The following is a 12171-nucleotide window of genomic DNA, read 5'->3' as shown; positions in this document are numbered from 1 at the left end:
ATTCTCAGTGACTTTATGCCAGCAAATCAGTTTGCCTGGCATCCAGTATCGTGTGCGGTGGATAATGTCAAAAAACATGGGGAGTCGATTAAACAGGTATAATCGTTAAAAACCTTCAAACTCCAGGCAAAACCCTATTTCATAGAACATGTACTTTCATCTGGTATACATGAACGAATTATGACTGCGTTAGTAAAATTACCCTGGTTAAATTACAGGCAGAGATATATGTTCCAGTCCAGTGCTTTTTCGTTTACAATATTTATCTTTCATTATCACTTGACTTTATTAAAAGAGGTTCGTTGTGACGAATGTTTTTGGGAAGAGAATATATACCCTGGATGTTCTGAGAGGATTTGCCGCACTTTCCGTTGTGTTATGGCATTGGCAACATTTTTTTATGAAAAAGAATGCTGCATCTGACATAATCATAAACCGCCAACCTTTTTATGAATTTTTTTCCGTCTTTTATCATTACGGTTTATATGCTGTCGAATTGTTTTTTATGATTTCTGGATTCATATTTTTTTATCTATACGCTGACAATATACACAGCAATAAAACCTCAGCAAAAACTTTTATAGTTAACCGTGTCAGTAGATTATATCCACTTTATATATTTACATTTGCTGTCGTGGCAATATTGCAAATTATTTTCTTTAAAAGTCATAATTATTTTTTTGTTTATCCTATGAATGACATTTACCATGCCATTCTGAATTTATTGATGATTCAATCATGGGGATTTGAGCGAGGTTGGTCCTTCAACGCCCCGACATGGTCCGTGTCGATTGAAGTACTTATGTACATGATATTTTTTATATTATGCAAGTTCACATCAAAAACAACATTCATATCAATTTTAATAGTTGCATTATCGTACTACTTTTTCAAAATTAACAATCCCATAATGATCGGCGCATTCTCTTTCTTTATTGGTGGTCTGACCTATAAAATTACGATTGCGGCCATAAAAAATATTAGCGCAAAGTTATTTTTTATTTTTGCTTGTTTTTTTCTATTGATCTCATGGGGAGTTATCTTTACCCTGCAAGTAGCAGATATATTCTCAATTATCTTATTCGGATTTACCTCCATAATTTTTTTCCTTGTATCAATTAGCGCAATACGAAACGATTTTGGGAAAAAAATTGAATGGTTGGGTGATATCAGTTATTCATCTTATCTTTTACATTTTCCTTTGCAAATCATTGTTGTTTATTTAGCTGACAAGATTGGCTATGGACGCGATCTTTTTTACAGCCCCAAGGTATTCATTTTATTCATGCTTACATTAATGGCAATTAGCTATATGTCATATATATTCATTGAAAAACCATCGCAACAATTCATCCGAGATAAATTTCATTAAGTAAAGTCACTTTGCAATGATTAGAGTCAACAACTATTACTTTGACTCTAATCACACTGCAGTTTATCCGTATGCTCTATATTCATAAAAATCGGCATCAATATATAGAATGGAAATAAACGAAACCGCGTCACATCCTCAATATAGAAGCGTTCAAAGCCTTGCAAACCATTGCGAGGCTTTATGTGTCACAGTTTTATCCTACTTTTATTACACAAAAAGAATTGAGTTACAATTAAACCGCTTCTCCTCAACAGATTTTATTCAGCGAAGCACGGTTCATCCGGCCACTCAATATCCGGTGCAATGCTGGTATCTGTTGCCGTCACAGCCTCGATATAATCCAGCACAACGTTAAGTCGGGTAGTTTCTTCTTGCGTCAGTTTGCGCCCGGCCTGCAGCTTTAACTGAATCACGCTGATATTGGCCATTGCTGCGTCTATCAGCGACTGTTTTTTCTGTTCAGCGTCAGCTACCAGTTCATCATGAGAACGTTCCGGAGGGAGCGGCGCAGTAAATACCCCGTCTGAATATGCCCAGCCGATTCCGGGCTGCTCACTGATATCAGAAATATTAATGAGCTGCAGATTATCCGGCACAGTGAATTCATCCTCGCCATCCCAGACAATGACATTCACAACCATCCCATTTTCAATAACTGCATATGACGCATTCATTATGCAAACTCCTCGATAATACAAACCCCAGCAGCACCTTTCCCGCCCGTCATACTGGTTCCGCTATAACCTGCATCGTATGCACCACCTCCGCCTGAACCAAATGCCCTGCCTCTAACGCCACCGCCAGCGCCTGCGCGTCCACCGCCTCCCCAGTACGATGCACCGCCTTCACCGCTGACGCCGATATTCCCGGACTGACCGTCGCCTCCATCTCCACCAGTGATGCGGATATCGCCAATATTCGGTACGCCTCCGTTACCGCCGTTTGTGTTTGTGACTCCTGATTTTCCGCCGCCTTCACCACCAGGGGCTATTACCGATCCGAACGAGCTATCACCGCCCTTGAGGCCGTTCGTCGCACCAACGCCGCCGGCCCCACCTGCGCCGATAGTGACAGGATAACTATTCTGTGTCGGGGTCAGTATGGTGATTACTGTCCCTCCGGCCCCACCGCCAGCACCGAAAAACGTTTCGTTACTGGATATAGCCTGGCAGCCCCCCCCTCCGCCACCGCCGCCCGTTATTGTGACCCTGATCCGTTTTGTTTCTAGTGATGGGGTATACGTACCTGATGACGCGAAAGCCCGGGTACTCAGCCGGCGTCCCACGTATCCGCTTGTATCTCCCAAACCAAGGTTTTGAAGAGCCGTTTTCACCGTGCCGTCCGATTTGATATCGCCAAACGGATTTTTGCGACTTAACAGCAGCGCACGAAGCGCGGTAAGCAGCTGGTCATGCCGCCCCTTCTCCAGGCTGGCACCGGATGCCTCCACCACGCTGCAGAGCTCTTCCTGCAACATATCAAAGTAGTCATCATCCAGATCGGTGGCAGGCGTGCCTGTCTGGGGGTTACCACGGGTAAAACCGTTCTTACCCGCGCCGAACTTATCCTTTTGCGCGGTTTTCGTGTCTATACGATGCATGGATTACTCCGGATATTTAAAAATTACGTAGGTATGCGACGGGCAGAGTTTGTTAAGCACACATTCGACAACTGTGTCGCCCCAGATACGCAGTGCGGAATCACAGGGATCGCGTAACAGTGGCCTTTTGAAATGTGCTCCCATTTACAGTTGCGGGACAGCGTCGGATTCACACCGATCTTCCCTTTTAAACAAATTAAAAAATCTAATTTGTACCTCTATCCTATTATTCCGTTTTTATTATTATACCATAGTATTAAATCTTAACAGAATAGAAATGTTGGTCTTTTGAAGTTCTAAAGATTAGATTTAGAGCTCTATCCCTCTCTTTCGAGGTTTTATCCACTAAATTTGAAGCGCTATCCTCCACTTTTGAAGTTCTAACCGCCAGTTTAAATTCTATCCTTCCAGTTGATGATTCTATCCGCCAGTTTTTGAATTCTATCCTCCACTTTTGAAGTTCTATCCTCCAGTTTTTGAATTCTATCCTCTACTTTTGAAGTTCTATCCACCAGTTTAAACTCTATCCTTCCAGTTGATGATTTAGAATTCTATCCCCTACTTTTAAAACTCTATCCTCCCATCCATTTCAAATATTTAGAATTTACTCTATAATTAAGAAAAAAAGGGGGCGGTCTGAGATGATTATGGGTTTACATCATGTGCAAATTACAATTCCGAAAGGTTGTGAGGAGCAAGGGAAGGATTTTTATTGTCATGTCTTAGGACTTCAAGAATTAGAGAAGCCTGATTCCCTTAAAGGACGTGGGGGATTTTGGTTACAGCTTGGTCAACAGGAGGTCCATGTAGGGACAAAGGATGGCTTCGATCGTTTGACCACAAAGGCGCATATTGCATATCAAGTAGCGGATATTCAGTATTGGCGGAAGAAACTCGCAGCTCATCAAATCAAGATACTCGATTCTGTGCCTATTCCTCATTACGAGCGTTTTGAATTCCGTGATCCCTTTGGTAATCGTGTAGAAATGATACAGAAAATCGTGTAGGCTGCCTCGTTTTGGGGCAGCTTTTTTCATGGAATTGTTCCATATTACATCTTACTGAAACATTTGTAATAAAACTGTAAATTCCCTTGACAAAGCCTTTTATAGCAAGTGTTGAAGCCCTCCCTTCAGTTACCCTGGTAACATTTACCGCCCAGAAGCCCTACTTTTTCATGCTACGATTATTTCCATGGCAAAGGTATACAGGAGAAATCCTACTAGATGCTTTAGGAGGTTACGCAACATGAATAGACGATTTTTATCTACAACACTTGCATTAACAATTGGATTTAGTTCATTTGGAATGGTGCAAACAGCGATCCAGCCAATACAAGTAGAGGCTGCGACTACAAATGCTCAGAACAACGCACAGGCGGTAGCTGCAAAAGCAGACCAATTAATTCAGACTGGTAAAAGCTTAATGGGGCAAGCAACATACAGCAATTCAGTTTACAAGCCTACATACCCATACAAATTTTCTTGTGCTTCATTTTTAATGTACATCTTCGAGAAAAACGGGGTAGACCTTGGTACGTATAATGAAAATTATATGATTCAGCAAGGGACTTATGTAGCGAGAAACCAATTACAAAAAGGCGATTTAGTGTTCTTTAAAAGTAAAAAAACAGGAACTGATCCCGATCATGTCGGCATGTATATTGGCGACAATAAAATCATCCATATGGCTGATACCAAACAAAATATAGTTATCTCTGATTTAAATAGTAAGCCGTATTATACGGAAAACTATGTATCTGCACGTAGAGTATTACCTACTCTGCTATCTGCCAACCCTGCTACAAAAGGCGATAAAATTGTAGAGAATGCTCTATCCTATAAAAACAAAGTAACGATTAGTTCCACAACAAATGAGGCTAGCTTACGCTTTACAGCTCCAACTTTCGTTGATTTTATCTATCGTAAAAGTGGTGTGACACTCGGCGCAACTTCATTAAACCAATTAATGAACCAAGGATCCACTGTGGCACGTGCTAACTTAAAGAAAGGTGACCTAGTTTTCTTTAATAGTGTCAAAGGTTCTAAAACACCTTCACTTGTCGGGATTTACGCAGGAGATCACCGTATCATCATCCCTAATTCAGATGGTGTAATGACAAGAGTATTATTTGTAGATTACTATACTGAACATTATATTACAGCGAAGCGCGTTTTCTCTGGTAGCACCTCTACGCCCAGCGTAAGTGCACCTTCAGCAAGTACATCTGCCGATAAAATTATTGCAACTGCTACTGGCTTAGCAAGCAAAGCAAAATTCGGCTATACGTACAATGAGAGTGCACTGACTTTTACAAGTGCGGGCTTTACTTATTATGTCTTTAAAAAGCATGGTATTGATTTAAAAGATAAACTAGCAAGTAAACAGGCTTTAGTAGGGACACGTATTCAAAAATCACAATTACAAAAAGGGGATCTACTGTTCTTCTCTACGAATAATGGTGGACAAGAGATCACACAAACGGGTATTTATATAGGCAATAACCAATATATTAGTATGACAACTAATAATATTGTAAAACAAAACATTTCTTCGACGTGGGCACAAAAGAATTTTGTAAGCGCTCGACGCGTCTTAAAATAAATGAGGATAGGGGTGTCTCAATCATGTTGAGACACCCTTTTTCTATGCGTTTTTTAGTTTATTGGCAAATTCGATCATGGATCTACTAGACATCGGTCCCTTAATTAAAACTATCGTGTCTGCATCTAGCTTTGGTTTCAATAATTCTAAAACGCCTGCTACCTCTTTAAACGTATGAACCTCTGCGCTGGTTCCATCCTTTTGCGCTTGATCGGCAATCTTCTCTGCCCTTTTGCCGATGGTAATCAATGTATCGATCTTTCTTACTGCTACCATGGAGCCGATTTCGCGATGATATTTTTCTTCAAAATTGCCTAATCGCTTTATATCCCCTAAAACAAGAATGACCTTTTTGTCTTTTCCCACCGTATCTAGCACTTTTAAGGCTGCCTCTACAGATGTTGGGTTATTTGTCCATGTATCATCAATAATCGTACTGTCACCAAGTCCTGTCGTAAACTCTAAATGTCTTGCCATCTGTTTAAATGTTCTTAGTCCTGCGATTGCCTGACGAATGGTCAGCCCCATTTCATGGCTCGCTGCAATCGCGGCTAAGGCATTATAGACCTGATGCTCTCCATAGCCTGGGACAAACACATTGTATGTTTCATCCGCTACCTCTAAAACAAACTTCATGCCCGTATTGGCAAACTCCACTTTCGAAGCCTTGTAATCTGCCGTATCCTGTAAGCCAAACTTGATAATCTTCCCTTTAAATCTTTTCAATGAGATTTTTTTAGTATTGGCATCATCAGCATTAATGATTAACGTGCCATCTTCTTTAATGCCTTCCACAATTTCTGCCTTAGCCTTAATATAGCCCTCCAAATTGAGACAGCCATCTAGATGATGCACACCAATGTTTGTAATGATCCCAATAGTTGGCTGATAGATCATACATTGATGTTTAATATTCCCCGTATTCCCTAAGCCTAATTCAAAGATAGCAGCTTGTGTTTTATCGTCAATGCCCGTTAAATAAGGTAATGATTGCCTTGGCTCGTTTTTACTACTGATGGATGCTTGCACTTGCCAATGCTGACTAGCAATATGTTTTAACATCTCTTTTGTCGTTGTTTTCCCACAAGTTCCTGTTAAAGCCACAACGGGAATTTCAAAGAGCCCACGATAATACTCGATAAATGTCCAATATGCCTGTGCAACACTTTTCACTTGTAAAACGGTTGTATTTTCCAGTGCATTTTTTAACTCTGTAGACGATTTATCGGATATGATAAGAGACGGACCTTTCCGATCAATCTCTTGCCAATTGATTTGATCGTTTCGACTAACAAACAGGAGCGAATGGCTCTTTGTTAAATCATGCCGATTATAGTAGATCGCCTGCTTAACAGACCATTGTTCAGATCCGTGAATGAGCTTTCCCTGTAGGACATTTCTAAGTTTCTGCACACTAATGGATTGCAAGTGTACTACGCCTCCTCTCTTTATCAATCTTGTAGATGACTTATTTCTTCTCTTGATCTAGCGTGCTGCTTTTTGATCAATTACTATACCTTATTAGAAAGCTCTTCTATGTGGCACAGTCAATATCCTATATGGAAAGAAGCTAATCAGCAGGTGGTGGAGGCTTTAGCTTTAGCTCCGTTGCTAGTTTAGAGACCTGTTTGCTATACATATCTCCCTTTATGAGAATGATGGTATTTTCATCCACAATCTTCTGCAATAACGGATAGACTAGCGTACTATTTTTAAATGTATAAACAGGCGCGCTAAATCCTAGCTTTACTGCATGATCAGCCATAATCCTTGCGTGTTCTCCAATGGTAATCAGGACATCCACGCCAATCCGTTGAATTAATTCACCCGCCTGTTCGTGAATAATGTAGCCCCACGAACCTAAATCGGTAATCGTACCAATAACCGCAATCTTTTTCTTGCCGTCACCTAATTCATTCAACACTTTTAAGGCAGCCTCTAAGGAAGTGGTTGTAATACTCCATGTATCATCCAATAACATGGAATGATTAATGCCCTCAAAGAGTTGCAGTTGTTTTTTTAATTGACGGAATGATTGAAGCTGTTGTGCTGCGACTGGAATAGGGATCCCCATATCATGGACCGCGGCAATGGCAGCAAGAGCATTATAAACCTGATGCTCTCCAAACCCTGGTACAAGTATGTCATAGCTTTTTCTATCATGATGCAGAATAAATTTCATCCCTTTTTGATAGTAGTGGATATGGCTTGCGCGAAAATCACAGGAGTCATGCTTTCCTACCCTAATCAAACGCCCACGAAATCTCGAAACATCTATTTTTTTCGTATTCATATCTTCAGCATTGATAATTAATGTACCTTTTGGATGAATGATATCTAGCATTTCTCCCTTTGCTTGAATATAGCCTTCTAATGTTTTGCAATAATTTAAATGATGGGCTCCGATATTCGTAATAATACCGATTGTCGGTTTGAAATATCTTCCTGCATTCGTAACGTCTCCAGGTGAGCCCACTGCTGTTTCAAAAACGGCAGCCTCGGTTTCTTCCTCAATGCCCAGTAAATATTGCAAAGAAGCCGTTCTAGAATTGCTGCTCAATGTCGTCGCAGTCACTTTCCGATCAGCTGAAAGAATATGTTTAATCATCTCTTTTGTCGTTGTTTTGCCTGATGTACCTGTGATTGCGACAATCGGAATATGAAACTGGCTGCGATAAAAATGGACAAATTTCCAATAAGCCTCTTCTGCATTCGCTACCTGTATCATAATGACATGATTGGGAATGTCAGTTGGCCGATAAGCTCTATCGGTCACTAGCACTAGAGGAGAAAGTGGCTCAAGATTTTTCCAATTAACAATACGTTTACTTGTAAAAAGGGCCGTATTGGACTTTTTCACTTGCTTTAATCGATAAGCCCCATGCTGAATCAGTGTATCCTCTGACCCGTGCACTAGATAGCCTGCCGTAATCATTGCTAAATTTTTCACCGAAAGAGGCTTCATATCTTTTCTCCCTCCTTTCTTTTCTAGTATATGTAACCTTTTAAAAGTTGCTTGGATGTAGACAAGATACATAACTAGAGGAAATCTATTTCATTGCATATATATAAAGGTGATTAAGTATCTAAGTACCAATAGAAGGAGTGATATACCTGAAAGCCATTGTATTTATCGGTACAAACAAATCTGGGTCTAGTCGTGAAGCAACAAGGGCAGCAGAAAAATTAGGCTACTTCACAGTACTTTTCACAAATAATGAAAAACAACTTCAGCAGCGCAGAGCCTACCCCGACATCCATAAAATGATACTCATTGATACTTTTGATATCGAGAGCATGAAAGATGAAATTGAGAAACTAGGAAAAGCTGGATTAAATATTAAAAGTATCGTTAGTTTTGTTGATCCATTTGTCCATATTGCTTCAATACTATGTGATGAATTTTGTCAGAACTATACATCCTCCAGTGCCATTGAAACTATGGAGGATAAAGAAAAAACAAGAAAGTTTTTACAAGACCAACCATACTCACCAAAATTTTCGCTCATGAAACCGAACGAACCTATAGCTAAAAATTTAACCTTTCCATTAATCGTAAAATCTCCTAAATCAACTGGCTCAAAAGATGTCTTACTAGCAACGGATGCCGACCAACTCAATAACCACCTCAAAGCACTACGCAGTAAAAATCCCTATGAAACCATCATGATTGAAGAATATCTAGATGGCCCTCAATATTTAGTAGAGGCGGTTGTTTATCAACGACAACCACATGTCATTGGTATAATTGAGCAAGAAATTACGCAAGGAAAACGATTTATCATTACTGGCTATGGTGTTCTAGTGAAAGCCCCTAAAGACATCCAATCAGGCATCGAGGAGGTACTCCATTCCATCGTGAAAGCCTTTGGTATTGAGAATGGGGCACTTCACTTAGAGCTTAGATTAACCCAAAATGGTTGGAAACTTATCGAGATCAATCCTCGAATTTCAGGTGGCGCTATGAATAATATGCTACAAGCAGCTCTAGGTTTTAGTTTAGTAGAAGAAACACTGAAGATTTTGCTAGGAGAACAGCCTAATCTGCAACCAAGACATAAAAAATTTGTGTATACAAAATATGTCATTGTGGAAAGTAGAGGAATTTTAGAAAAGGTTATTGGCAAGGCAAGAGCGACAAGATCAACTGGCGTCGTTGAAGTATATGTCAAACCGAGAAGAGGCACCCTCCTCACCCCACCTTTATCGATGGGTCATCGTTACGCCTATGTCATTGCAGAGGGAGCAACCTTGAAGGAAGCAAGAAATCACGCAATCACTGCAGCGAAGGAAATAAAATTCATTTTGAGAGTTTGAAAAAAATAACCCGAATAATTGCCGCTTGCCAGTGGACAGTTACTCGGGCTTTTTTATCTTCATCAGTCGTAAACGTTTATTCTTCTTTAAACGTTTGATCTAAAAACTTCACGGTTTCAAACATATTGGTTTTACTTGCACCCTTCACAAGAATGGTATCATGGGGCTTAATGAGCTTTTCAAGGAGGGCATGCAATTGATCTTTATTAATAAAATGATGTACTCTGGATGGGTCCATGCCCTTCGCGATGGCAGCATTACTCATTTCATCTGTCCTAAAGCCATAGGTAATAAATTCATCGATGCCGATCTCATACACGTACTCTCCAACCTTACGATATTCCTCTTCCCTCAAGACACCAAGTTCTCGCATTTGCCCAATAATGGCTACCTTGCGATTTGTTGCGATATTCTTCAGTACATCGAGCGCAGCACGAACCCCCTGCGGATGAGAGTGTACTGTATCATCAATAACCGTTATATCATCACGGCAATTATAAATCGTTAAACGTCTTGGTGGTTTTTTAAAGTTGAGCCCTGCCTGAATATCAAGTGGACTAAATCCTAAAAAATCAGCCACTGCCACTGCATTCAATGCGTTGTATACATGATGTTCTCCTAAAATAGGAATATATAATTCTATTTCTTGCCCATGCAGCTTCATTTTAAAGGACATGCCGACATCTTTATATTGCAAATCATATGCACGGTAATCCGCTTCTTTTTTAATGCCTACCGTGATGATTTTCCCTTTAAATTGCTGTGTCTCTAAGTATCTTGAATTGTCATCATCTTGATTGACAATGAGTAATCCCTGTTGATCCATGCCATGAATCAATTCCGATTTTGCCTTGGCAACACCCCTTACATCTCCATCAAAGTTCCCAACATGGGCTAAGCCTATATTCGTTACAATACTAATATTCGGCTGAATGATGCTACAGTGATTAGTAATAATGCCTGGGTAAGCCATACCATACTCTAATACAACGGCCTGATGTGTATCATTGATTTCTTCCTTATGCTTTTTCGTATGCTCCGTCGTATTCCAATAATCCTTTGATTCAAATACATTCCACTTTTTCGATAAAATCGAACCCACAAATGCCTTTGTCGTGGTTTTCCCTGCACTTCCTGTAATCGCAATAATAGGTAAGGTTTTCTTTGCCTCCACCTGCTTCGTTTTTTGTTGGACAATTTTCTTTTTCAGCGGTTTTTGATTTTTGGCAAGATACATCGCATAACGGATAGAATGGATGACCACATCTAATTCCAAGTAAAAGGCAGGAGGACAGCCTGGGCGCCAATTGACCTCATACATCCAAATTTTTTGATGTTGATCTAACCCTACATCAATGCCAATTTCATCAATAACTTCCCCAAATTTCGCCATTTGAATTTCATCCAGATGATGTGCCAGCGCCAGTGAAAAATGCTCAAGCATTCGCCGAATATTATAGGCCTCTTCCTTAAACTCCTGCTCCAAAAAAGGATCTAAATAATTGGTATAGCCACCATTATTAATATTCGGTATGATGGAGCCATTCGGTGCAATGCGTGGATACACCGTTGTCACTACCCATTTACCTTCTCCATTTTTTTGAACATGTAGGCGGAAATCATAGACCTGACCAGATTTTGTAACAGATTGAATATAAGGCTGCATAATAAAGGTGCCAGACGCAAGTTGCTCCTTTATCAATGCATCCAATTGTGGCTTTGTATAGGTTGTCGTGGTGCTATCCTTTCGCACCTCAAAATATTTGGCTCCCGCCTTCGTTATAAAATAAATACCCTTCCCTTTTCGTCCATCAATTGGCTTAAACACAACTCGTTTATAATAATTAACGAACTTATGAAATAAATCGGCATCCTTTACAATTTCAGAGGGAATCAAATACTGTTCAAATTCCTTCGCTTCCTTTAATCGTTTCATCACATTCCATTTGTTCCCGATTGAATGGGTTGTGAATGGAATCTCCTCTTTTAAACGGTCAATAATCTCCTTCGAGACAGATAATTTCTCAGGGCTTCCTGCATTATAGATAACATCAGGAAAGGGCATTGTTTTCTCTTGCCATTGTCCATTCTCATAGACCTTTGCTCGAATAGAACGTTTGGCAAAGTCCACACTTTTAGGTGTGAAATAAAAAAATGTTGCGCCTTCAGCTTTCGCAACTGCTGCAAAGGCATAAGACTTGAGTACTGTTGTTGGATCAAGTCGATGATGCAGCATACCAATAATCGTCATAGCTAAACTTCCTTTCATTAGATT

General features: G+C 40.1%; 9 protein-coding genes, 1 pseudogene and 1 riboswitch. Of the genes and pseudogenes, 4 read left to right on the top strand and 6 right to left on the bottom strand.

What is annotated here, in order from left to right; all coding sequences use genetic code 11:
* Window positions 1-304 precede the first annotated feature (304 nt).
* Window positions 305-1372, top strand: a complete 1068-nt coding sequence (locus tag QH639_RS14750) for an acyltransferase family protein (RefSeq protein WP_281114736.1) — start codon at window positions 305-307, stop codon at window positions 1370-1372.
* Between the two features lie 260 nt (window positions 1373-1632).
* Here the strand turns inward: QH639_RS14750 and QH639_RS14745 are convergent, their stop codons facing one another.
* The 3 genes and pseudogenes from QH639_RS14745 to stfP all read right to left on the bottom strand — a co-directional run.
* Window positions 1633-2049, bottom strand: a complete 417-nt coding sequence (locus tag QH639_RS14745; protein WP_000994391.1) for a tail fiber assembly protein — start codon at window positions 2047-2049, stop codon at window positions 1633-1635.
* On the bottom strand, window positions 2049-2660 hold the full coding sequence (locus tag QH639_RS26390; RefSeq protein WP_328080356.1) for a glycine-rich domain-containing protein: 612 nt from the start codon (window positions 2658-2660) through the stop codon (window positions 2049-2051). The genes QH639_RS14745 and QH639_RS26390 overlap by 1 nt, the downstream gene beginning before the upstream one ends.
* A 12-nt stretch (window positions 2661-2672) precedes the next feature.
* Window positions 2673-2975, bottom strand: a pseudogene (stfP, locus tag QH639_RS14740) (protein StfP); the annotation flags it as partial.
* A gap of 9 nt (window positions 2976-2984) precedes the next feature.
* Window positions 2985-3210, bottom strand: a riboswitch (cobalamin riboswitch).
* A 406-nt stretch (window positions 3211-3616) separates the two neighbouring features.
* Here stfP and QH639_RS14735 point away from each other — a divergent pair.
* A complete protein-coding gene (locus QH639_RS14735) occupies window positions 3617-3982 on the top strand; it encodes a VOC family protein (protein WP_281114735.1) in 366 nt (121 codons plus the stop codon).
* Between the two features lie 241 nt (window positions 3983-4223).
* Window positions 4224-5579, top strand: a complete 1356-nt coding sequence (locus tag QH639_RS14730; RefSeq protein ID WP_281114734.1) for a C40 family peptidase — start codon at window positions 4224-4226, stop codon at window positions 5577-5579.
* A 42-nt stretch (window positions 5580-5621) separates the two neighbouring features.
* On the opposite strand, the gene QH639_RS14725 is transcribed toward QH639_RS14730, so the two are convergent.
* Both QH639_RS14725 and QH639_RS14720 read right to left on the bottom strand, forming a co-directional pair.
* Window positions 5622-7007 carry a UDP-N-acetylmuramoyl-tripeptide--D-alanyl-D-alanine ligase gene (locus tag QH639_RS14725; RefSeq protein WP_131519835.1) on the bottom strand — a complete coding sequence of 462 codons (1386 nt, stop codon included), beginning with the start codon at window positions 7005-7007 and terminating at the stop codon, window positions 5622-5624.
* A 142-nt stretch (window positions 7008-7149) separates the two neighbouring features.
* Window positions 7150-8544 (bottom strand): Mur ligase family protein, encoded by a 1395-nt coding sequence (locus QH639_RS14720; protein ID WP_281114733.1) that lies wholly within the window; start codon window positions 8542-8544, stop codon window positions 7150-7152.
* A gap of 140 nt (window positions 8545-8684) precedes the next feature.
* Here QH639_RS14720 and QH639_RS14715 point away from each other — a divergent pair, with 140 nt between their 5' ends.
* A complete protein-coding gene (locus tag QH639_RS14715; protein ID WP_048390271.1) occupies window positions 8685-9896 on the top strand; it encodes an ATP-grasp domain-containing protein in 1212 nt (403 codons plus the stop codon).
* A gap of 76 nt (window positions 9897-9972) precedes the next feature.
* Here the strand turns inward: QH639_RS14715 and QH639_RS14710 are convergent, their stop codons facing one another.
* Window positions 9973-12165, bottom strand: a complete 2193-nt coding sequence (locus QH639_RS14710; protein ID WP_281114732.1) for a YheC/YheD family protein — start codon at window positions 12163-12165, stop codon at window positions 9973-9975.
* Window positions 12166-12171 lie beyond the last annotated feature (6 nt).

The organism is Lysinibacillus sp. 1 U-2021 (assembly GCF_029916965.1).
GTDB classification, from domain to species: domain Bacteria; phylum Bacillota; class Bacilli; order Bacillales_A; family Planococcaceae; genus Lysinibacillus; species Lysinibacillus capsici.
Note: the sequence above shows the minus strand (reverse complement) of the source record. Positions and strands in the feature narration are given on the sequence as shown.

Coding starts and splice junctions, on each gene's coding strand:
- QH639_RS14745 (WP_000994391.1), bottom strand. CDS start 2,049: ATGAATGCGTCATATGCAGTTATTGAAAATGGGATGGTTGTGAATGTC.
- QH639_RS14735 (WP_281114735.1), top strand. CDS start 3,617: ATGATTATGGGTTTACATCATGTGCAAATTACAATTCCGAAAGGTTGT.
- QH639_RS14730 (WP_281114734.1), top strand. CDS start 4,224: ATGAATAGACGATTTTTATCTACAACACTTGCATTAACAATTGGATTT.
- QH639_RS14720 (WP_281114733.1), bottom strand. CDS start 8,544: ATGAAGCCTCTTTCGGTGAAAAATTTAGCAATGATTACGGCAGGCTAT.
- QH639_RS14710 (WP_281114732.1), bottom strand. CDS start 12,165: ATGAAAGGAAGTTTAGCTATGACGATTATTGGTATGCTGCATCATCGA.